The following is a 22,359-nucleotide window of genomic DNA, read 5'->3' as shown; positions in this document are numbered from 1 at the left end:
GCAGGACGCCTAGATCCTAGGCATCGCCCTGACTCAGAGCAAGATCACGGTGTGGGTCCTCACTCGATCGGGCTTCCCGGGTCACCTACCGCGCCCGGATCAACCACCTGTCACCAGCATCGGACCGTAGCGGCCGGTGAAATCCTCGGCTACTTCACGGGCATCGGGATCATCGCTGCCGGCGGCGTTCTGGACCAGGACCCGCAGGATCTGCCAGGCTTCGATGCTGCCGAGCAGTTCGGCCATCCTGCGAAGGTCCTCCGCATCCGCCGTGGGAAGTCGTTCGACCACCATGTCCCGCAGTCTGGGCAGCACGAGATCCCTCCTCCCCCGGGCGATCGCCCTCCTGGCGTCCAGGGCCCACGCCTGCGACAGGGCCAACTCCACGAGCGGGCGCAGGAGAGCCGGGACGTCGGAGGGAAACGTCTGCAGGAATGTGAGCGCCGCTCCGCGATCCCAGGTGGAACCCCTCAGCGCGGCCGAGAGCGTCTCCGCCCTCGACGCCGCGTGGCGGTAGAAGTCGGCGCGCAGCCGGGCGGACTGCTGCTCGGCTGCGATGATCGCCTCCCACATACGCCGATCGGTGGCCTGCTGACCCATTCATCCTCCGCTGTGCGTGTGGCTCGTGGGCCGTGTCAGTGGACGCTGCCGACTACCGGAACGGGCCCTAGAGCTTAACGCCGATGTTCTGCCAGTCCATGCTCTTGATGAGTCCGACGAAGTCGTCGAAGGGCATGCTCTCCGTCGGATAGATGGTGTGATGCCCCTCTGGCATGGGCCCGCCCACTCCGGCACCGTCCGAGACGACGCCCAGACCTTCCGCCAGCGGCTTGGTCGGCTGACGCACCTGACCGCTCAACCCGATAGCGCGGAGATTCTCCACGGTGTCGTACGTCGACAGACCCTCCACGCTGAGGTTCTCCAGGTCCTCCGCGCTCGGCGGATGCACCATGCCCTGATCGTCGACGGTGATGTCGCCCCTGCCCGTGGCCGGGTCGCGGGGGCGTACGCGAGGTCCGCCGGCGGTGTGCAGGCCAGGGGGGCAGTTGTGGACCAGGACCGGAGCCGGGCCGGCCTGGACGTAGAAGGTGTGGGTGTCGGCGACGGTGAGGTCGTAGACGGTGGGGTGGGCCGGGACGGCGGTGGTGCCGACGACCTGGACGGTGGCGCCCGACGGGGTCCGGAGACGGTCGGCCGGCGTCAGCCGGTCGGCGCGGACCCACGCCTTGTCCTGGCTGTCCCAGAACAGGTGGTGCTCGGTGGCGATGACGACGCCGGTGTCGTGGCCCTTCTCGCCGTCGGTGTCGACGGTGATCTGGACGAGGCCCAGATAGCCGACGCCGGAGAAGGCCGCGACGACGAGCTTGGGCGCCGTCCTGCCGGTCGACGGGTCGGTGGCGAGGACCCTGTCGCCGGGCTTGACCTTCTCGATGGCCTTGGTGGCGCCGTCGGCGAGCTTGACCAGAGTGCCGGCGACGAAGCTGTTACAGCCCCGAGGGGCTCCGGACGAGGCGCGCGGCTTCCCGCGGGCCGCGCTCCTGCCGGCCGATCGCGCGGCCGCACCTTCTCCCGCCGCGGCCGCGTCCTCGGCGGCGCCGCCCACCTTGCCCAGTGCCGATCTCGCCCTGCTGGCGGCCTTGCCGACGACCCCGGCGACGGCCTTGCCCGCCGCCGTGGTGGCCAGCTTGCCGAGCGCCGCCCCGGCCGCCTTGCCGAGCACCCCGCCGGCCGCCCCGGCGACGGCTCCGGCCGCCGCGGACTTGAACGCGCCGCCCATGCTCCACTGGTCACGCGGCGTCGAGACGAGGTATCCGGCGAGATTGCCGGCGGCTCCTCCCGCCGCGGCGCAGCCGACGCTGCCGACGCCTCCCGTGGCCACCTCGCAGCCGATGGTCACGGTCACCGAGACGGCGACGTTGACGATGGTGGCCTTGTGCTCGTGCCAGAGGTTCTTGGCCTTGCAGCCGAAGTTCCAGCGCCCGCAGTGCGGCGGGCTGCTCGGCGGAGGCGGTGGGTTGTACGTCGGGTGACCGCCGCCACCGCCGTCACGGTCACCGCCGTGACCACCGGAAGGCGGATTGCACGGATTCGACGGGATGACGCCGCACTGGCCGCCGCCGTCGAGCATCAGCCCCGTCGGGTCCGACCCGTTCACCGGGTTGTTGTCGGCGTAGGCGTAACCGTTCCAGCTCTGGGGGTCCGATGCGTCGAACACCGGGTCGACGGAGATGAAGCGGCCGGTCTCGGCGTCGTACTCGCGGGCGCCAAGGTGGGTGAGGGAGGTGGCCTCGTCTATGACACCGCCGACGAAGCCCCGTTGACCCGGCCAGAACGACGGCGGCGTGCCGCGCTGCTGCCCGAACGGGGTGAAGCGGCGGCGGACGGGTGTCTGCGCGTCGTCGTCGGTCACCGAGACGTCGGTGGTGCCGTGATGGTCGGCGGCGAGCCAGGTGAGGGCCTTGCCTGTGGTGCGGGCGGCGACGACCTGGCCGCCGTGTGAGTAGTAGCGGGTGGCGGTCTTGGCCCCGGTGGTCTTGTCCAGCCGGATCTCCATGCCCGCGACGTAGAGGGTCGTCGAGGTGGGATCGCGGCGGATCAGGCGCTCGCCGCCGGCGTCGTAGACGAAGGTGCTGACGCCGGACGGATCGGTGGACTTGGCGAGGTGCCCTTCGACGTCCCACTCCAGCGCCCGGCCCGAGCCGCGCTCGGTGGTGTTGCCGGCGGCGTCGTAGGTGTAGCCGTCGATCTGCCCGTCGCGGTCGCCGCCCTGGTAGGCGACCGAGGTCAGCGTGTGCGGCTGCGGCTTGCCGGCCCCGGCGTACGCGTAGGTCTTGGTGACGTCGCCGCTCGCCTGGTGGTCGACCTCCTTCGTACGGTTGCCGACCTTGTCGTAGCCGAAGGACTGCCAGTAGGGCGCGGCTCCGCCGATCACGGCGGCCGAGGGCCCCGAAGCGCAGCCGTCGGTGGCGGTCCAGGCCTCGGTCAGGCGCTGCAGATGGTCCTGCCGGAAGCACTGCACGTCGGGCGTCTGGCCGGATGGCGTGTCCGCGATCCTGGTGATGTTGCCCGACGGGTCGTACGAGTAGTTGGTGTCCGCGATCGAGATCGGGGAGGTCTCCCGTTCGAAGAGCGATCGGGTGAGCCGGCCCGTCCCCTCCTCGTAGAAGTTGGTCTCCTTCACCCGCTTCAGGCCGGTGCTCATGGTCATGTCGAGCACCTGGCCGAGCTTGGAGTAGGTGGTGGAGGTGACGTAGTTGGTCAGGCCGCGCGTCGTGGTCGGGTGGCCGAGCTCGTCGTAGCCGTACAGCATCGTCTCGGCGAGCAGACCACCGGCCGCGGGCAGCACCGTGCGGTGGACGGTGCCGTCGAGGTTGTAGTCGGTGCTGATCTTGTAGGTGCCGGCCAGCGCGCCCTCGGAGGCCGGGATGACGGTCTGGGCGCCGAGTGTCCGGTAGGCGTCGTCGAAGCCGGTGACGGCCGTGGTGTAGGCGTCCATGGCGCCGGTCGTGGCGTTCCTGACGTACCGGATGGAGGCGGTCGGCTGGCCCTTGACCACTGTGCCGTCGAGCAGGGTGTCGTACTTCCATTCGGCGAGCTTGGTGCCGCTCGCCGAGGTGCCCTCGTACTCGGCGGTCTTGCGGCCGAGCCCGTCGTAGGTGAAGAAGACGCTCCTGCCGCGGGCGTCGGTGGTCGTCAGCAGCCGGTCGGTCGTGTCGTCGTAGGTCAGCTTCGCGGTGCCCTTGTCGGGGTCGTCGAGCTGGACGATGCGGCCGCGCAGGTCGTAGTGGTAGGCCCACGCGTTGCCGTCGGCGTCCTTGATGCTCTCGGGCTGCCCGGTGGGCGTGTACGTGTAGGTGGTGGCGTCGTAGTCCCCTGCCGGGCCGTCGCTCCCGTACTCCCGGAACTCGACGAGCTCGCCCCGCGCGTTGGTGATGCTGGTGGTCGGAGTGCCTCCGGCCGGCGGGTCGACGCTGATGCGATCGCCGCCGTACGTGGCGGTGGTCCGCCACTGTTCGCTGCCGCGTTTGCGGAAGATCTGCGCGGTGGGCCACTCCATGCCGTTGTAGAGGGTGACGCTCTGCCCGGGGACGTCGTCGTCGCTGGCGGGGGTCCACAGCGTGGCGCCGGGGGCCCCCTCGACGTAGTAGTCCTGGTTGGTCTTGTAGACCAGGCCGCGCGTGTCGTACAGCGTGTCGTTCACCACGCGGCCGCCGCCGGGGGCGGGTTGCTGGGTCTGCCGGTGACGTAGGAGGCCGTCGTAGAGGGCGTAGCCGGTGGTGTAGGTCGCCCCGTCGTTGCGGAGCGTCGAGGTGGTCACCGTGGTCGGCCCGTCGGTGCGGATCCCGTATCCGAACTTCATGTTCGGCGTCGAGGCGTACGTCGCCTTGGCACGCCCCGGCAGCCACACGCCGGCCAGCCGGCCCAGCGGGTCGTACGACAGGTCGGTGCGCTTGCCGTTGACGTCGATCGTGGCGGTGGGGAGCCCCCAGGCCGGCTCGACCTCGGTCTTGTCCACATGCCCGAGCGCGTTGGTCACCGTGGTGCCGGTGACCAGGCCGGTCGCCGGGGTGTAGGCCGTTGTGGTCTTGCCGCCCGAGGCGTCGGTCACCACCAGCGGCCGGCCGTACGCGTCGAACGCGGTGGTGCCGACGGTGACGTACTGCGGGCCGCCGTTCCACGAGCCGAGCTTCTCGGTCCTGGTGACGTCGCCCTTGGACGGCGCGGCGCCGAACGCCTTTCCGTCGTAGTACTTGCGCACGTCGGAGGCCACGTCGTCCGGCCGCTTCGGAGTGAGGTCGCACGCCTTGGTGACGGTCTCCACTCGGGAGACATAGGAGATCATCCAGCGGGATTCGTCCCGCGCGTACTCCGTGCGGATGCACTGGTCGTCGCTCGCGGTCGACTCGTCGCCGAGGTCGTCGACCTGGGTGGGCAGGCCGTCGGCGTTGTAGTCGGTGTCGGTCAGGGTGCGGCGCCAGCCCCCGGAGGCCAGTGCGGTGCGGGCGCGCTCGGTGTCCTCGCGCACCATGCTCGCGGTGGTCGTGCCCCAGGACCGCACTCGCTTGGCCGTCCGCTTCACCCAGTAACCGGTGATGGTGCCGGTCAACGCCGCGCCATCGGGACCGTCGAAGTGGATCTCCTCGCGGACCCGTCCCTGCAGGGCGTCGGCGTCGTCCACCGCGGCGCCCGCCGAGTCGGTGACCTTCACGTTCCGCGTGCCCCCGCCGGGCAGCTCGTCGCCATCCATGCCGCGGAAGTAGAGGTACTCCGACCGAGAGCGCTGCTCGGGCGCCTCGCCGTGGGTGACCCGCACCCTGCCGTAGCCGCGCCACTGCGACCAGGTCTTGTACTTCTCCTTGGTCAGCCCGTCGTCGTCATCGTGGTGCCACGCGCCGCCGCCGAGGTACTCGTAGCTCGTCACCTCGTCGGGCGCGCCGCCCGTACGGTCGATCTCCCGCACCTGGGTGACGACGTACTTGTGGAACCAGTCGAGCTTGGGCGAGGTCGCGCCCTCCGGCGACCAGTACTGCGGGTAGCACCGCCGGGTGTTGGTCCCGATGTCCGGCTTGTCGCCGGCCGTGCAGTCCTCGCCGGAGTACGCGACGGACAGGGAGCCGCCGGTCTCGTTGTCGATCGCCGAGATCCGCCACTTGGTCAGCGGCGGGCGTCCTTCGAGGGCGTCGACGCGGTTGGCCTTCTGGACGCCCGCGAACCTCACCGACGGCAGCGACGCCGTGCCGCCGACCTTGCCGGTGTGGGTGATCCCCGCCAGCCAGAGCGTGGCGGCCGTGCCGTCGCCGGGGGCGCGCATCTGCTGGTCCAGAGTCCAGGTGTCGACGTCCTTGTATGTACCGCCCGACAGCATCTGGGTGGTGACGGCGGCCAGCCGCTTGCGGGTCCAGAACGTCGGGGAGTACTTGTCGATGCACTTCTCACCGGAGTCGCAGTTCTGGTCGTACGGCACGTCGGGCCAGTACTTGGCGTTGTCCTTGGTGAACTTGCTCTCCGCGCAGTCGAAACTCGACGTCGGGATGCACCGCTCCCTCACGTCGAAGGAGACCCGTGCCGGGGCGGACGAGGTGAAGATCGCGTCCGAACGCTGGCCGTAGTCGATGCGCTTGAGGTAACCGCCCCGGTCGTACGAGGTCGGGGTGCCGTTGGGGACGCCGTCGGTCAGCGTGGTGACGTCACGGCGGTAGTAGTTGGTCTCCTTGCCGTACCAGAAGGTGCTGACCGTGCCGTGCGGGTCGACGACGTAGTCGAGGTTCCACCGCCAGGCACGCCGGCACCAGGAGTCGGAGAAGGCGCTCTTGTGGCATGGCTCCCCCTCGTCGTCGCCGAAGACCGGCACCGTCCAGGTGGAGTTCGTCTCCGCCCTGCCGTCGGCCCAGCCGGGCAGGTGGTTGCGGCCGAAGTAGTACTGGGTGCCGTCGGGGCTGGTGACGCGCCAGTAGTCGCCGTCGAAGTCGCCGTTGCCGGCGCCGGACAGCTTCTCGATCTTCGCGCCGTCGTCGTCCTTCGGCTGCCAGGTGCCGGTCGCGTCGTCCAGCACCAGCTCGGTGGCCTGCCCGTTCAGCGACAGCGTCGCGTTCGAGTTGCCCCAGCACTGGTCGTTGCGCTTGGGCGTGACGCCGTCGTCGGCGCATGCCTTGTATCTGCGCTCGATGAACCCGGGCCAGTAGTCGAAGCCCTCGCCGATCCAGGAGGCCTGGTTGTTGGTGGCGACCGTGCGGCCGTCCACGCTGCCGGAGGAGTAGGCGAACCCGACGTTCGGCGTCGGACCGCCGGGCACCGGCGGCAGCCGGAGCGGATACGCCCAGGAGAACGCGCCGGTCTGGTTGCTCACGCTCCACGTCGCGGACGGCGACAGCGAGGTCGCCTCGTAGCTGCCCGCCGACCCCGAGGGCGCGGCCTCCGCCGCCAGCGTCATCGTCGTCGCGGCGGCGAGATCCACGTCGGCGGTCAGCCGGCCGGTCGTGACATCGTTACGCGTGGGCAGCGGCGTACGCGTCTGGCAGCCGGGCCGATCGGGGGTGGCGGCCGCGCAGTCCGGCAGGCGTACCAGGCGCAGCCGGGACGCCCAGTCGCCGCCGTAGGCGTACCGGAATCCGGAATAGTCCACCTCGACCGCGACCCGCCGTGCCGCGCCTCCCGCCTGCGGGGTCAGCTGCAGGCCCAGGCCGGTGACGTGCGACCGCTCAGCCGTGGGTCTGTCGAGCACCCGCACCTGTACGGCCGCCGCCGAGGCGCCGGAGGACGGCGTCGCCGTGCCGGGTTTCGCCGCGCCCGCCGGGCCGATCCACACCGGCAGCAGGCCGGCCCGCGCCATGCCCGCCCCCGCGCCCGCGGGCGCCGTGGCGGCCGCCTTGTCCCCGGCCGGGGAGCCGAGGGAGACCACCGCGGCGCCGGCCTGCGGCCAGGTCACCGCGGGGGCGCCCCTGAGGTCGAACCGGGCCCCGGGGTCCGGCACGGCGGCCCGCGTGCGGCTCTCGTGGCCGGGCACGGGACGCTGGTCCTGCGCCTCGTGCCAGCCCGGGTCGCCCGACGCCCGCGCCTCCGTGACGGGTACGGCCAGAGCGGCCGGCACCACGACCGCCAGCATTCCGGCGACCCCGGCCCAGCCTCGCCATGAAGCGAGCACGACTACCTCCGGTTGAACGTGGATGAGAGGGGGGGACGAGGCGGCGGTCAGCCGTCCAGGGGGAGGTTCATCGCGATGTTGACGACCTGGCGGTCGGTCAGGATGCCGGTGTAGGCGCGGACGTCGTCGATGTCACCGCTGAAGTAGTCCACGGCCGCGCTGCGGTATTTGGCGCGGCCGATCTGCAGCGCCCCTGCCGCCCATCCGCCGGTGACGGGACGCTGGTCGTTGAGCTGGCCGTTGACGTAGAGGCGGATCTGCTTGGACTGCTCGTCGTACACACCCGCCAGGTGGGTCCAGGTGTTGAGCGCCGAGCAGTCGACGGGGTCGGCCGAGATGGCGTGCGTCAGGGTGCCGCTGGCGGCGTCAGGCGTCGTCGAGAACGACCAGTGCGGCACCGCGACGCCGTTCTCGGCGATGAGCCGGTAGCCGAGGTAGAAGGAGCTGTAGGTGGCTCCGTCCTGGGCCAGGACGGTGATCGCGTGGCTCGGCAGCACGCAGGTGTCGTCGCCTGACAGGCGCACCCAGGCCGTCACCGCGTAGCTGTGGTCGGTGCGCAGCGGCGCCGACGGGGTGGTCGCGTAGCCGGTGGTGCCGTTGAGGCTGAGCGCGCCGCCGCCGTCGAAGCCGTCGCCGGACCAGCCGGCGCCGCCGCCGAGCGCCGCGGGCCAGCGGCTGTCGGTGGAGTTGGCCGCGGTGGTGCCCGTGCCTTCGTCGAATGTCCACAAGCCGCGCTGGATGGGCGGCTGTTTGGCCATGGCGGCGATCTCGTTGCCGAGCGCCGGGTCGTTGACGGTGCGCGGGTCGTCCGACAGCTCCCGCTTCCAGATCTTCACGTCGTCGATGTCGCCGGCGAAGTTCTCGATGTACGCGCCGTGCGACCGCACCCGGCCGATCTGCAGCGGGCCGGTCGCGTCCCAGGGCGCGTAGGGGAAGGGACCCGTCGTGGACTGGAGAATGCCGTTGACGTACAGGCGCAGTTGCCTGTGGGGAGCGTCCCACACGCCGGTCAGGTGGGTCCAGATGCCGGTCGTCGGCTCGGCGTCGCTGATCGCCCGGATGATGGTCTTGTCGTCGACGTCGGCGTCGAACTTGCTGAAGACCCACCGCTTGGAGCCGGAGGAGTAGTAGAGCTGGAATCCCGTGCCGCGTACGGCGTCCTGGCTGACCACGGTGGAGTTCTTGCTCTTGTCGTTCAGCAGCGCCCAGGCCGAGACGCTCATGCTCCTGTCGGTGTGCACCACCGGGCCGTCCGTGCTGCCGTACCCGGTGCCGCCGTCCAGGCGCAGACCCCCGGCCACGCGGCCACCGGACCAGGTGGCGCCGCCCGCGATCGTCGCCGGATGTGTCGTCGCCCCGGAGTCGGCCGCCGTGGTGCCCGAGGTCTCGTCCAGCCGCCAGTGCCCCTCCGGGCCGAACCCGGCGTTGACGTAGAAGCTGTAGACGGCGGGGGTCTTGCCGACGTTGCCCGCCCGGTCGACCGGGAAGACGAACAGGGCGTTCAGCCAGTCATGGCGCGGGGCGAGGCGCACGTTGACGGACGTCTGCCCGGCGGGGATCTGCACCTGGGTGGCGGCGGTGGCCAGGGCGGGGTCGTCCAGCGCCCATCGGAAGGCCGTCACGTCGCTCTCGCCGTCGCCGGGGGCCAGCGTGAACCCGCCCGCCCAGCCCACGCTGCCCTTCCAGTCGTCGGGGGTGTCTGCCGGATAGTCGGCGGAGGTCACCTTGGGGAAGGTGGTCGGGTCGATCGTGTCCACGGTGAACTCGCACCACTTGCTCCACGCGCTGGAGTCGGTGCCGTCGTAGGCCCTTACCTTGTAGCCATAGCTGTGACCGGTGACGAGCCCGGCCAGCTTGACCGAGTGGTCGGTGGCCGAGGTGGTGTACTTGTAGGCGGTCTTGCCGCCGCCTGGCATGGTCGAGGTGATGTCGTCCCACACGCCGGTGGCCGCGTTGTAGTGGTGCAGGACGAACTCGGCCCGTACGCCGTCGTTGGCCTTGTCCGGGTCGTAGATGCGGGCCTTGAGCTGGAGCGGGTTGGCCGCGTCACCGGCGTTCACGGCCGGGCGGGAGGCTCCGGTGACGCAGGGGGTCGCCGGGTAGGTGCCGATGCCCGACGGGGCCGCCGGCGGGGTGTTGTAGTCGATGACGAGCTTCGGCGAGCTGCTGAAGCCCTTCCAGCCCCACTCGCTGCCGCTGGTGTCGTTGTAGTCCTTCAGCCCGAACGTCGTGTTCGACCAGCCCGACTTGGCGGCCTTGACGATCGCGCCGGTCACGTCGAACTCGATGCCCTTGTCCGGGCAGGAGGAGCTGTATCCCGCGTCGGAGGCGACGCTGTCCAGATGGCTGCTCCAGGACGGCTGACGGTTCCAGGTCGTCGAGGACGATATGCCACCGGTCAGCCAGAGCTGCACGGCCTGCGGATCGGAGGTGCAGCCCCACGACTTGACCTGCGTGATGCGGAACGTCGCCTTCAGGATGTGCTTGCCGTTGACGTTGTCGGAGTCCATCCGGAAGAACGACCGTTTGACGCCGCCGCCATAGGAGCCCGCCTCCGGCATGTGGCTGGAGTTCCAGTACTCCTGCGACGGGTAGGCCTTGTCCACGTACGTCCAGGCCAGCTTCGACCCCGACCACTGGGGGTCGATGTAGACCGGATAGGTGGTGTCGGCTGCGGTCAGCAGGTTCTTGTCCGGGGTGAGCGCGAGACGGTCCGGGCCGACGTCCACGCCCATGACGGCCTGCCTGCCCGCGCCCGCCGGCCCCGCCTTCAGCGTGGCGGCGGCGGCAGGCACTCCCGAGGAGTCCCACATGCGCGGCGCGGGCGCGTGGAACACCTCGGCCCCCGACTCGGTGACCGCGCTCAGGCCGCCGGTCGCCGTCTTGCGCACGCTCAGCCCGTTCGCGCGCAGGCCCAAGGTGAGCCGGTTCAGCGCGGGGTTGGCGGCGGCCTGCCTGGACTTGACCACGAGCACCTCGGAAAAGCCGAGCACCGACGCGGTCACCTTCAGGTCCACCCCCGGCAGCACCTCGGCATACGTCGCGGTGTCCCCCTCAAGGGACGGCTTGGGCAGACTTTCCAGCCAGGTCATCGCCACCGAACGCCCGCCCTCGCCGATCGCGGCCAGAGGGGCCGTCCCGCCTCCGGAGAAGGTCAGCTCCAGCGGGGTCGCCACCGTGTGCACGGTCCCGTCCGCGCCGAAGACCAGAGTCGGGTCGACGTCGGCCCAGCCGGTGCCACGCCGTACCCGCTCGGGCAGCGCCGAGGTCTCCGAGGTGAGGCTGCCGTCGGCGTTGGCGAACACCTGGCGGTTCTCCGTACGCAGCGACAGCGCCTCCACCCGCTGCCGCGACGTCCGCGCGAGCTCGACCGCCTCCCTCTCCGTCGGGGCGACGGCCGGAGCCGGCGTCGGGCCGGAGGTGCGCTCGGCCGTCGCGGGCAGGGCGGGTCCGAGGTGTACGGCACCGGCCGTCAGCAGGACGGCGGCGGCCAGGGCGATGCCGCGCGGGCGAAAGCGCATCGGGTCTCCAACAAGCGGGGGGTACGCACAGAACCGCGATGGTTCGCCGCAAGGAGATCAGGACCGGGTCCACCGCCGGTTCATTCGGCGTGAACCGGGGTCAACCGGCACAACCGGCCCAGCAACCGGCCGTGGTCGCCCGCGGGGTGACCACGCCTCGAATCGGGGCGGCGACGGGCCGCGACCGCGCCGGCGCGGTGGTTCGCCCGGGGTGATCTCGCCCGCCGCGTACTCGCGCTGATCGACCGGCGATAGCCTCTCGTGCGGACGAAACGGGAGGTTACCGGCGTGACGGAACTGCTGATGGGGCTCAGCCTCGGCCTGGGCGCGGGGGTCACGCCCGGTGCGCTGCTGACGCTCGTCATCACGGCGAGCCTGCGCGGCGGGTTCCGCTCGGGGGTGCGCCTGGCCTGCGTGCCGCTGCTGTCCGACCTGCCCGTGGTGCTGCTCGCCGTGACGGCCGTCGGGGCGCTGCCGCAGGTGCTCCTGCGCGTGCTGTCGGTCGGAGGCGGGCTCTACGTCGTGTATCTGGGGGTGGAGACGCTGCGCGAGGCCCGTACGGCCCTGCCGCCCCGCCCCGGCGAGGACGCGCCCTCCTCGGCAGGGGAGGTCCTGCGCGGTGTGGTGGTGAACCTGCTCAACCCCCACCCCTGGCTGTTCTGGATCGCGGTCGGCTCACCGATCTTCGTCTCGGCCTGGGACCGGGCCCCCGCGTACGCGCTGGCCTTCGTGGGCGGGTTCTACCTGGTCCTGGTGGGTTCCAAGGTTGCCCTTGCGGGAGCCGTGGGGGCCGGCCGGCACCGGCTGACCCCCCGCGGCTACCGCCTGCTGCTGGGCGCGAGCGGCGCGCTGCTCGCCGCCGTCGGCGCCGTGCTCACCGTTCGAGGACTGCTTCCCCAGGGGTGGTAGCCGCCACCCTGCTGCGGCGGCGGCCGTACAGGAAGTAGACGCCGGTGCCCACGACCATCCAGGCGAAGAACCGGATCCAGGTCTCCACGGGCAGGTTGAGCATCAGGTAGACCGAGGCCAGCACCGACAGGATCGGCACCACCGGCACGAACGGCGTGCGGAAGGAGCGGGGCAGGTCGGGGCGGGTCCTGCGCAGGACCACCACCGCCACCGCGACGATGACGAACGCGAACAGCGTGCCGATGTTCACCAGCTCCGCGATGGCGCTCAGCGGGATCAGCGCCGCGAGCAGCGCGGTGACCGCGCCGATGACGATCGTGATCCGGTACGGCGTGCGGAACGTCGGGTGGACCTTGGCGAGGGACCGGGGCAGCAGACTGTCGCGGCACATGGCGAACAGCACCCGGCTCTGGCCCAGCATGAGGATCATCACGACGGTGGTGAGCCCGGCGATGGCTCCGACGCTGATCAGCGTCGCCATCCAGGGCTGGCCCACCGACCGGAACGCGTCGGCGAGCGGGGCCGACGCGCTGAGCTCCGAGTAGTGCTGCATGCCGACGACCACGAGCGAGACCGCCACATAGAGGATCGTGCAGACGACCAGCGAGGCGATGATCCCGATCGGCAGGTCGCGCTGCGGGCGACGGGTCTCCTCGGCCGCGGTCGCCACGACGTCGAAACCGATGTAGGCGAAGAACACCAGGGCGGCGGCCGTGAAGACGCCGAAGACGCCGTACGCGACCGGCTGCACGCCGAACAGCACCTGGATGAGCGGGGCCTTCATGCCCTCTCCGGCGGCCATGTGGTGGGCCGGCGGGATGAACGGCTGGTAGTTGGCCCCCTTGATGAAGAACAACCCGGCGATGATCACGAGCAGCACGACGGCCAGCTTGACCGCCACCATGGCGCCGTTGAACCGGGCCGACATCTTGATCCCGGCCACCAGCACCCCGGTCAGCAGGATCACGATCACCGCCGCCGGGATGTTGAAGACGGCGTCGTCGCCGGCGATGGACGACGGCAGGTAGATCCCGAAGTTCTTCAGCAGCGAGGCGAAGTAGCCCGACCAGCCCGAGGCGACCACCGCCGCACCCAGTGCCAGCTCCAGCATCAGATCCCAGCCGATGACCCAGGCCGGGAACTCGCCGATCGTCGCGTACGCGTAGGTGTAGGCCGAGCCGGCGACCGGGACCGTGGCGGCGAACTCGGCGTAGCACAGGGCCGCGAGCGCGCACACGATCCCGGCGACCACGAAGGAGATTGCGACGGCCGGACCGGCCGTGTTGCGCGCCGCCACGCCGGTCAGCACGAAGATGCCGGTGCCCACGATGACGCCGATGCCGAAGACGGTGAGGTCGAGAGCGCTCAGGCTGCGCCTGAGCCGATGCTCGCCGCCCTCGGCATCCTCAATCGACTGTTCTACCGGCTTCGTCCGGAAAAGGCTCATCCGCAGGCTCCTCATCACGTCGATGACCTGCAGACTTCCCGGTCACACCGGTATTACTCCTGGTTATCAATCGGTGGGCTGCACAAGCCGCGCCGGATGGCTCTCCATCACCTGCGACCGGCGCGCCACGGCCTCGGTGATCTGACGGGCGAGGTCCTGCCCGGTCAGGCCGATCTCGGAGAGGATCTTGGCCCGCTTGGCGTGGTCGAGGAAGCGCTGGGGGATGCCGTAGGTCCGCACCGGCACGTCCACGTCGGCGTCGCGCAGCAGGCGCGCCACGGCGTCGCCCACGCCGCCGACCCGGCCGCTGTCCTCCACCACGACGACCAGCTTGTGCGCGGCGGCGGCCAGCACCAGGGCCCGGTCCAGCGGCTTCACCCAGCGGGGGTCCACCACGGTGGCCGAGATGCCCTGTGCGTCCAGGAGGTTCGCGGCCTCCATGCAGATCTCGGCCATCGGGCCGACCGCGACCAGCAGCACGTCGGCGTCGCCGGCGCGGAGCACGTCCATCTCGCCGAGCTTGCCGACGGCCTCCACGTCCTTGGGCAGGGCGCCCTTGGGGTAGCGGACCACCGACGGGCCGTCGTCGATCCCAACCGCCTCGGCCAGCAGCTCGCGCAGCCGCGCGCCGTCGCGCGGGACGGCGATCGACAGCCCGGGGATCACCTGCAGGATCGACAGGTCCCACATGCCGTTGTGGCTGGGGCCGTCGTCCCCCGTCACACCCGAGCGGTCGAGCACGACGGTGACCGGCAGGCGGTGCAGCGCCACGTCCATCAGGAGCTGGTCGAAGGCGCGGTTGAGGAATGTCGCGTAGAGGGCCACGACCGGGTGGAGGCCGCCGATGGCGAGCCCGGCGGCGCTGGTCAGGCCGTGCTGCTCGGCGATGCCCACGTCGTAGATCCGGTCCGGGTACGCCTCGGCGAACGCCGCCAGGCCGACCGGGTGGAGCATCGCCGCGGTGATCGCGACGACGTCGTCCCTCTCGCCGCCGATCTTCACGATCTCCTCGCTGAACACGTTGGTCCAGCTGTGCGGCTTGGGCCGCTCCTCGCCCGTCAGCGGGTCGAACGGGCCGGGACCGTGGAAGCAGTCCTCGTCGTGGTTCTCCGCGTGCGTGTAGCCGTTGCCCTTGCGGGTGAGCACGTGGACGATGACGGGCCCGCGGAAGGCCCTGGCGCGGCGCAGCGCGGCCTCCACCGCCCCCTCGTCGTGGCCGTCGATCGGGCCGACGTACTTCAGCCCGAGGTCCTCGAACATGACCTGCGGGGTCAGGATGTCCTTCAGGCCCTTCTTGATGCCGTGCAGCGTGTCGTACAGCGGCGCGCCGACGACGGGCACCCGGCCGAGGTTGTTCTTCACCAGTTCGAGCACGTGCTCGTAGCCCTGGGTCATCCGCAGGGACGACAGGTGGGAGGCGAGACCGCCGATCGTCGGCGAGTAGGAGCGGCCGTTGTCGTTGACCACGATGATCAGCGGCAGGTCCTTGCGCCCGGCGATGTTGTTCAGCGCCTCCCAGGCCATGCCGCCGGTCAGCGCGCCGTCGCCGATCACGGCCACCACCGTGCGGCCGGCCTCCCCGCGCAGCGTGATCGCCTTGGCCAGCCCGTCGGCGTACGACAGGGCGGTGGAGGCGTGCGAGTTCTCGATGACGTCGTGCTCGGACTCGGCCTGGCTGGGATATCCCGACAGGCCGCCCTCCTGGCGCAGCGTGCCGAACTGCCCGGCCCGCCCGGTCAGCATCTTGTGCACGTACGCCTGGTGGCCGGTGTCGAACAAGATCGGGTCGCGCGGCGAGTCGAAGACCCTGTGGAGGGCGATGGTCAGCTCGACGACGCCGAGATTGGGCCCGAGGTGGCCGCCGGTCTTCGCGACGGAGGAGACCAGCAGGTCGCGGATCTCCGCCGCCAGCACGGTCAGCTCCCCCTCTTCCAGGCGCTTCACGTCGAGCGGGTCCTTGATCGTCTCCAGAATCCCCACCGCTCATCCTTCCCGCTCGCCATCGAACGGATCGAGTCTAGTTCGAGGAAGGTGCGGGGGTATCAGGGGTTGCACCGAACCTCCACGAGACCTTCCCGGTGCCGACGTCGATCCCGCTTTACCCGTCGCCGCCTCCTGCCCTACCCTCATGATCCACCGGAAAGAAAGTCCGCATTACCGGATCTTCGGGCGATTCGCCACATTCCTGACTAGCTCTCTGTCCGCTTGGGATGCCCACTGATGATTCGCATAAGCCTCCGCGTGGCCGCCGTCGCGGTCACGGCGGTGGCGGGAGCCCTGTCCCTCACCGGCACGGCGGGCGCCTCCGGCGCCTCGGCGCGGCCCATGCCCACCGGCCCGGGAGCGCTGACGAGGAACCCGCTCTACGCCACGGGCGCGTTCGAATCCTCGGAGTGCGCCGAGCCGGGCCGACGGGCCGACGACCTCGACTCCTACCGGGCCTACCTGGACGACCTGCTCGGCTGCCTCGACCGGACCTGGAGCGAGAGGTTCCGGCAGGCCGGACTGCGGTTCTCCCCGCCCAGGGTGCGTTACATCACGAAGAGCGTGTACACGGGCTGCGGCCAGTACGTGGCGAGCTACGCCGCGGCCCTGTACTGCCCCAGGAACAAGACGATGTGGATCATGCTGTCCAAGGAGGAGCTGTCGGACCCCATGGGGTTCGAACTCTTCACGATCGTCACCCACGAGTACGGCCACTACGCGCAGGACCGCGCCGGCATCCTGGCCGAGTTCGAGCGGCAGTCCCACAAGCTGAGCGGGAAGCGGGCCTACGACCTCAACCGCCGCGTCGAGCTGCAGGCCGAGTGCTTCTCCGGAGCCTTCGTCCGCAGCGTCTGGCCCTCGCTCGGCCGCGACCGGCACGACTGGGACGAGCAGCTCGCGGAGGTCGAAGGCGACATGTGGCACGGCAAGACGCGCAACATCCGCTACTGGCTCACGCGCGGCTGGTCGGGTCGCGGCCCGAAGGTGTGCGACACCTTCTCCGCCCCCGCGTCCAGGACCGCCTGACGCCGGACCGTGAGGACGATCTTGCCGGTCGAGGAGCGGGCCGGGGACCCCGCGGCCGACGGCTGGACGGCGGCGCTGGCCGACCCGGCCGTCATGGCGGCACTCACCGCCGTTCACACCGCTCCCGACCGGCAGTGGACGGTCGCCGAGCTGGGCGCGCGGGCGGGGCTGTCCCGCGCGGCCTTCGCCGGCCGGTTCACCACGCTGGTCGGGCGGCCACCCCTGACGTACCTCACCTGGTGGCGCATGACGATCGCGGCCCGGCTGCTACGCGAGTCCGACCTGCCGCTGCGCACGGTGGCGCGGCGGACGGGCTACTCGTCGGACATCGCGTTCGCCGCCGCGTTCAAACGCGAGTACGGCATCACGCCCGGCCGCTACCGGGCCACGTACCCGCATCCCGAGCCGCCTGACGAGGAGGAGGGCCCGTACCCGGGCATGGGTGCTGAAGCACCTGGACCGGCCGGTGACGCTGCCCGGCGAGGGCCGGCGCCGCACGGGCGGGTCACCCGGGGGTGACGCCGACGGCGCCGGACGCCTCGTACGAGTGGAGGCATCCGGCTGTGGCTCAGATCACTCCCTCGGTCTCCCGCGCGACGCCGGATTGTGGCCGAGACCATCGCCGAGAGCTGTCGTGGCGGTGCGGCCAAGACGCTGGAGCGGCAGTTCAGGGCGGTCGTCATTGCCGCGTAGCGTCTTCGGCGGCGTGCGAGGTGGCGGCAGAACATGTTTTCCCGCAAGGGGCGGCTGGAGCCGGGTCTCGGACTCGCTTTCGTGATCTCACTCACGTCTCGACGCTGCATGTCACACCGAGCCGGTCAAGCGTCTCTCGCGGGTTCAGGAGGTGCTGCCGGGGCTCTGGCGCCGCCCGCCGCGCCACCCGGCGCCGCCTCTTAGGGAGCGACCCGGGACAGCGCTTCGAGGGGGTCGGCGAGCACCTGGGCGAACGCCAGTTCAGCCGCCCCCATCAGCGTCGCGTCGTCGCCCAGGGCCGAGGTGCGCAGCCGCACCTGCTCCCGCGTCGCGCGCAGGGTGCCGGTGGCGATCCGGCTGCGCACCTGGGCGGCCGAGCCCAGGTAGATCTCCCGCAGGATGCCGCCGAAGACGACCATCTCGGGGTTGAAGATGTTCACCAGGCTGGCCACGCCGAGCCCGAGCCAGTTGCCCACGTGGGCGAGGGCCTCCTGGGCCATCACGTCGCCCCGGTCGGCGGCGTCGACGACGGCGCGGACCGCGTCCCTGCCGATCATCTCGCCGTACCGGCCGGCGTGCTCCATCAGAGCCGGCTCCCCCACCTCGGCTTCAAGGCAGCCGCGCGAGCCGCAGGCGCACCGGCGGCCGTCGGGGTTGACCATCATGTGGCCCACCTCTCCGCCGTACCCGCCGTACCCCCCGAGGAGCTGGCCGTTCACGATGATGCCGCCGCCGATGCCCACGTCGCCGTGCAGGTAGATCAGGTCGCGGCAGCCGGCGCCGATCCCGCGGGTGTGCTCGGCGAGCGCGCCGAGGTTGGCCTCGTTGCCCATCGCCACGGGCAGCCCGAGCGCGAGCCGCTTGGTCAGCTCCTCCCCCAGCGGCACCTCGAACGCGCCGATGTTCGGCCCGATCCTGACCACGCCGTCGGAGGCGCGGACCACTCCGGAGACCGCCGCCGCCGCGCCGACGCAGATCGTGTCCTCGCGCGTCTTGCGCCGCATCTGCCGGGCGAAGCCCGCCAGCGTCCCCACGACCTGGGCCATGTCGAACGGCTCGCGCGCCCGCACCGCCTCGCGGCGGTCGAGGATCACGCCGCCGAGGCCGATGCGCGCGGCCGCCAGCCGGTCGACCCCGACCTCGAAGGCGAGCACGTAGACGCGGGCCGTCTCCGGGCGGACGACCAGCGACGGCCGTCCCGCCCGGCCGGTGTCCTTGGGCAGCTCCTCCCTGACGAGGCCGGCCGCCGTCAGGTCCGCCGTGAGCGCCATGATGGTGCTCCGGTTCAGCCCCATCAGCGAGGTCAGCTCGGCCCGCGAGGTCGGCCCTCCGAGGTGGACGTGCCGTAGCAGCGTCCCGAGATTGTGCTTGCGGATCTCCTCCTGTGAGGGACCGGCGCGCATCATCGGGGCAGCCTCGGATTCCGTGGGGTCGGGGGGAACCTGAGCAGGTCAGGGGTCGGAGATCACCTTATCGGGCCCGATCACGTCATCTTCTGCCGGTCGCCGCCGCGCGCTTCCTCGACAGCGCGTCCACGCCCGCGGCGAGCAGGAGCACCGAGCCGGTCACGACGAACTTGACGCCGGCGCTGTAGCCCATGAGGCCCATGCCGTTCTCGATGACCGCGACGACCGCGCCGCCGAGCAGCGCGTCGAGCGCCCGGCCCTTGCCGCCGAAGAGGCTGGTGCCGCCGATGACGGCCGCGCCCACCGCGAACAGCAGCACGTTGCTGCCGCCGGTGTTGGGGTCGACCGAGTTGGCCCGCGACGCCGCGATGATGCCGCCGAGCGAGGCCATGAAGGAGCAGATGACGAAGGCGGAGATGCGGATGCGGTCCACGTTGATGCCGGCCCGGCGGGCGGCCTCGGCGTTGCCGCCGACCGCGTAGATGTGCCGGCCGTACGCCGTGCGCCGCAGCACGAAGGTCCAGACGATCAGCAGGATCACGATCAGCGGGACGACGATCGGCACGCCCTTGAGCGACACGAGCGCCGCGTTGCGGCTGCGCTCCAGGTTGAGCACGTACACCGCGATACCGGCGACCACGGCGAGCGTCGCGACCCGGGCGGCGATGACCGCGACGGGGGTGGCGACCAGGCCGCGGGACGCGCGGCGGCGCGCCTGCACGAACTGGATGGCGGCGTACGCGGCGACGCCCACGACCAGCGCCGCCCAGCCGGCGACCGGCGGGACGTTCTTGTTCGCGATCGCGAGGATCGTCTCGTCGCGGATCGAGATGTTGGTGCCGTCCTTCACCAGCAGCAGCACGACGCCCTGGAAGGCCAGGAACGCCGCCAGCGTGACCACGAAGGACGGGATACCGAGCTTGGCCACCAGCGACCCGAGCACCAGGCCGATGACCGCGCCGGTGACCATCGCGGCCAGGACCGCGAGATACCAGGGCCAGCCCTGCAGGGTCAGCAGCACGGCGAGCACCGCCGCGCAGACGCCGCTCGCGAAACCGGCGGACAGGTCGATCTCGCCGAGGAGGAGCACGAAGATCAGGCCCATGGCGATGACGGCGACCGCCGCGCCCTGGGTGAACAGGTTGGCGAAGTTGACCGCCGACAGGAAGGCCGGGCGCAGGACCGAGAAGACCACGCACAGGATGACGAGGCCGAAGACCGCGGGAAGCGCCCCCAGCTCACCGCCCTTGACCCGCTCGAGGTAGCCCTTGACGTGCCCGCCGAGCGCGGACTCGGCGTTCTCCTGCTTGGGGAGCGTTTCGGTTGTCATGATGCCGCTCCGTTGCCGTTCTTGAGGCCGAGCTCCCCGCTGCGCCCGGAGGTGATCAGTTCCACGATCTGCGCGTGAGTCACTTCGGATGCCTTGACCTCGGCCGCCATCCGGCCCAGGTACAGCGCCGCGATCCGGTCGGACACGGCGAAGACGTCGTTCATGTTGTGGGAGATGAGCACCACCGCGAGACCTCTGTCGGCCAGGCGGCGGACCAGCTCGAGCACCTGGGCGGTCTGCGCGACGCCGAGGGCGGCGGTCGGCTCGTCGAGGATGACGACCTTGCTGTTCCACAGCACGGCCTTGGCGATCGCCACGGTCTGCCGCTGACCGCCGGACAGGCTGGAGACGTGCTGGCGCAGCGACTTGACGGTGCGGACCGACAGGCCGGCCAGGGTCTTGGCCGCCATCTCCTCCATCGTGTCCTCGTCCAGGACCAGACCGCTGCGGCGCTCGCGGCCGAGGAACATGTTCTGCACGATGTCGAGATTGTCGCAGAGGGCGAGGTCCTGGTAGACGATCTCGACGCCCAGCGCCGCCGCGTCCCTGGGCCCGCTCACGTGGACCCGCTCGCCATCGAAGAAGTACTCGCCCGAGTCGATCGGGTGGATGCCGCCGATGCACTTGACCAGCGTCGACTTGCCGGCGCCGTTGTCGCCGACGAGTGCTGTCACCTCGCCCGGATAGGCCGAGAAGGCGACGTCGTGAAGGACCTGCACGGGGCCGAAGCTCTTGTTGATGCCGCGCAGTTCCAGGATCGGTCCCTGGGACACGATGGGCTACTCCGTAGATCGATGGGGCCGGTACGGCGCCGTTCTCCGGGCCGCCTCTCGTCGCTCCGGGCGGTGCGGGGCGCCCTGTGCCTGGTCAGAACGGTGCCAGGTCAGGACGGGGCGCCCCGCACGGTGCTCGTCGCGGCTCAGCACGTCACCCGCTCAGGGGGTCCGCGTCGCCGTACGCACCCGGTGGATGGATGTGCTTAGCTGACGCCGGCCTCGGTGCACTTGTCGGCGAAGTCGCCGGTGCACAGCTCGTCCTTGGTCACGAAGCCGTCGGCCACGACGTCCTTGACGTTGTCGAAGAAGATGGCCTGGGGCTCCAGCAGCACGGAGGGGACGTCACGGTTGCCCTCGGTGTCCTTGACCGTGCCGCTCGCCTGCGGCTGCTCGCCCTTGGCCAGCGAGACGGCGAGCTGCGCGGCGGCGTCGGCCTCCTTCTTGATGGCCTTGTAGACCGTCATGCACTGGTCGCCGGCGAGGATGTTCTGCAGGCCCTGCACGGTGGCGTCCTGGCCGGTGACCGGGACCTTGCCGTTCAGCTTCTGCTTCTTCAGCACGGAGATCGCGGCGTTGCCGAGGCCGTCGTTGGCCGCGAGGACACCGGCGATCTTCGGCTCCTGGGTCAGCATCTGCTCGAAGATCGTGCCGGCCTGGGTGTTGTCCCAGTCGGGAACCGACTGGTCCGGGCCCTTCTTGTAGTCGCCGGAGTCGTACTTCGGCTGCAGCACGCCGTCGTAGCCCTGCTTGAACAGCGTCGCGTTGTTGTCGGTCGGCGAGCCGTTCAGCTCGGCGATGATCGGCTTGTCGGCCTTCTTGTCGGTCAGGCACTTGACCAGGCCCTCGCCCTGCAGCTTGCCGACCGCCGTGTTGTCGAACGACACGTAGTAGGAGGCGCTGCCGCCGAGCGTGAGGCGGTCGTAGTCGATCGTCGCGACGCCCTGCGACTTGGCCTTGTCCAGCACGGCCTTGCCGGTGCCGCTGTCGAGGTTGACGATCATCAGGACGGTCGCGCCGTTGGTGATCATCTGGTCCGCGATCGTCTGGAAGGCGGTCTTGTCGCCCTGGGCGTTCTGGATGTCGTACTGGACGCCCGCCGTCTTGAACGCCTCCTCCAGGTACTTGCGGTCGGCGGTCTCCCACCGGGCGGAGGACTTGCTGTCCGGCAGGATGACGCCGATCTTGCCGGGCTTGGCGTCACCGGCGGCGGCCGAGGGGGCGCCGCTGGTCTGCGCGGAGGTGTCACCGCTCTCGCCCCCGCAGGCGGTGAGACCGAGGGTGAGCGCCGCGGCGGCGGCGCCGATGCTGAGGATCCCCTTGCGCATGATGCGTGGGTCCTTTCTTTGGCTGGGGGTCTATGAGGGGGTGCGGCCGAGCCGGTGCCCCTTCCCGCCGTCTGGGCAGATCTTGTGGGCTGTAGGCACCTTGGCCACCCGGTACGGCAGGGGCCGGGTCACGGCGTTCACCGCTCCAGGGAATGTTGTTTGAGACAACGTAAGCCCAAAGCGCAGGTGGTGAAAGACACAGGACGGTAACGTTTGTTGTTCGCGGTAACAATGAAGAAACGCCCGATCAACATCGGACGGCGTTACGTCCCGCCTGGTTCGACGGGTGATTGTGACA

The 22,359-nt window shown here is 70.7% G+C and carries 11 protein-coding genes and 1 pseudogene; 3 read left to right on the top strand and 9 right to left on the bottom strand.

Annotated elements, in window-relative coordinates; genetic code table 11:
- Window positions 1–99: 99 nt before the first annotated feature.
- The 3 genes from QSK36_RS02385 to QSK36_RS02375 form a co-directional block, all read right to left on the bottom strand.
- On the bottom strand, window positions 100–600 hold the full coding sequence (locus tag QSK36_RS02385; RefSeq protein WP_285781168.1) for a hypothetical protein: 501 nt from the start codon (window positions 598–600) through the stop codon (window positions 100–102).
- A 67-nt stretch (window positions 601–667) separates the two neighbouring features.
- Window positions 668–7,642, bottom strand: a complete 6,975-nt coding sequence (locus QSK36_RS02380) for a polymorphic toxin-type HINT domain-containing protein (RefSeq protein WP_285781167.1) — start codon at window positions 7,640–7,642, stop codon at window positions 668–670.
- Between the two features lie 47 nt (window positions 7,643–7,689).
- The gene (locus QSK36_RS02375) at window positions 7,690–11,163 is read right to left on the bottom strand and encodes a LamG-like jellyroll fold domain-containing protein (protein ID WP_285781166.1); all 3,474 of its coding nucleotides are present in this window, start codon (window positions 11,161–11,163) and stop codon (window positions 7,690–7,692) included.
- A gap of 288 nt (window positions 11,164–11,451) precedes the next feature.
- Between QSK36_RS02375 and QSK36_RS02370 the strand changes: the two genes are divergently transcribed.
- Window positions 11,452–12,072, top strand: a complete 621-nt coding sequence (locus QSK36_RS02370; protein ID WP_183536303.1) for a LysE family translocator — start codon at window positions 11,452–11,454, stop codon at window positions 12,070–12,072.
- On the opposite strand, the gene QSK36_RS02365 is transcribed toward QSK36_RS02370, so the two are convergent.
- Together QSK36_RS02365 and dxs are read right to left on the bottom strand one after the other, a co-directional pair.
- Entirely contained in the window at window positions 12,038–13,519 is a 1,482-nt protein-coding gene (locus tag QSK36_RS02365; RefSeq protein ID WP_285781165.1) for an amino acid permease, read from the bottom strand. The two genes, QSK36_RS02370 and QSK36_RS02365, sit on opposite strands and share 35 nt — an antisense overlap.
- Window positions 13,520–13,585: 66 nt before the next feature.
- Window positions 13,586–15,499, bottom strand: coding sequence for a 1-deoxy-D-xylulose-5-phosphate synthase (gene dxs / locus QSK36_RS02360; protein WP_285781164.1), 1,914 nt, complete (start codon window positions 15,497–15,499; stop codon window positions 13,586–13,588).
- A gap of 240 nt (window positions 15,500–15,739) precedes the next feature.
- Here dxs and QSK36_RS02355 point away from each other — a divergent pair, with 240 nt between their 5' ends.
- Both QSK36_RS02355 and QSK36_RS02350 read left to right on the top strand, forming a co-directional pair.
- Window positions 15,740–16,531: a neutral zinc metallopeptidase gene (locus QSK36_RS02355; RefSeq protein ID WP_285781163.1), complete on the top strand. Its 792-nt coding sequence runs from the start codon at window positions 15,740–15,742 to the stop codon at window positions 16,529–16,531.
- Between the two features lie 51 nt (window positions 16,532–16,582).
- Window positions 16,583–16,915: pseudogene (locus QSK36_RS02350) on the top strand (helix-turn-helix transcriptional regulator); the annotation flags it as partial.
- Between the two features lie 509 nt (window positions 16,916–17,424).
- Here the strand turns inward: QSK36_RS02350 and QSK36_RS02345 are convergent.
- From QSK36_RS02345 to QSK36_RS02330, 4 genes are all read right to left on the bottom strand, one after another.
- A complete protein-coding gene (locus QSK36_RS02345; protein ID WP_225898021.1) occupies window positions 17,425–18,630 on the bottom strand; it encodes an ROK family transcriptional regulator in 1,206 nt (401 codons plus the stop codon).
- Between the two features lie 82 nt (window positions 18,631–18,712).
- Window positions 18,713–19,960, bottom strand: a complete 1,248-nt coding sequence (locus QSK36_RS02340; protein WP_139574664.1) for a sugar ABC transporter permease — start codon at window positions 19,958–19,960, stop codon at window positions 18,713–18,715.
- Window positions 19,957–20,733, bottom strand: coding sequence for an ATP-binding cassette domain-containing protein (locus QSK36_RS02335; protein ID WP_139574663.1), 777 nt, complete (start codon window positions 20,731–20,733; stop codon window positions 19,957–19,959). The genes QSK36_RS02340 and QSK36_RS02335 overlap by 4 nt, the downstream gene beginning before the upstream one ends.
- Window positions 20,734–20,939: 206 nt before the next feature.
- The gene (locus tag QSK36_RS02330; RefSeq protein ID WP_183536298.1) at window positions 20,940–22,061 is read right to left on the bottom strand and encodes a sugar ABC transporter substrate-binding protein; all 1,122 of its coding nucleotides are present in this window, start codon (window positions 22,059–22,061) and stop codon (window positions 20,940–20,942) included.
- Between the last annotated feature and the right edge of the window lie 298 nt (window positions 22,062–22,359).

This window comes from Microbispora sp. NBRC 16548, from assembly GCF_030268985.1.
GTDB classification, from domain to species: Bacteria; Actinomycetota; Actinomycetes; order Streptosporangiales; family Streptosporangiaceae; genus Microbispora; species Microbispora catharanthi.
This window is presented reverse-complemented; position numbering and strand designations above follow the sequence as displayed.

What these genes read in the sequence shown, in the direction of transcription:
- QSK36_RS02385 (WP_285781168.1), bottom strand. Translation starts at nt 600, where the DNA reads ATGGGTCAGCAGGCCACCGATCGGCGTATGTGGGAGGCGATCATCGCA.
- QSK36_RS02375 (WP_285781166.1), bottom strand. Translation starts at nt 11,163, where the DNA reads ATGCGCTTTCGCCCGCGCGGCATCGCCCTGGCCGCCGCCGTCCTGCTG.
- QSK36_RS02365 (WP_285781165.1), bottom strand. Translation starts at nt 13,519, where the DNA reads ATGAGCCTTTTCCGGACGAAGCCGGTAGAACAGTCGATTGAGGATGCC.
- QSK36_RS02355 (WP_285781163.1), top strand. Translation starts at nt 15,740, where the DNA reads ATGATTCGCATAAGCCTCCGCGTGGCCGCCGTCGCGGTCACGGCGGTG.
- QSK36_RS02345 (WP_225898021.1), bottom strand. Translation starts at nt 18,630, where the DNA reads ATGATGCGCGCCGGTCCCTCACAGGAGGAGATCCGCAAGCACAATCTC.
- QSK36_RS02340 (WP_139574664.1), bottom strand. Translation starts at nt 19,960, where the DNA reads ATGACAACCGAAACGCTCCCCAAGCAGGAGAACGCCGAGTCCGCGCTC.
- QSK36_RS02330 (WP_183536298.1), bottom strand. Translation starts at nt 22,061, where the DNA reads ATGCGCAAGGGGATCCTCAGCATCGGCGCCGCCGCCGCGGCGCTCACC.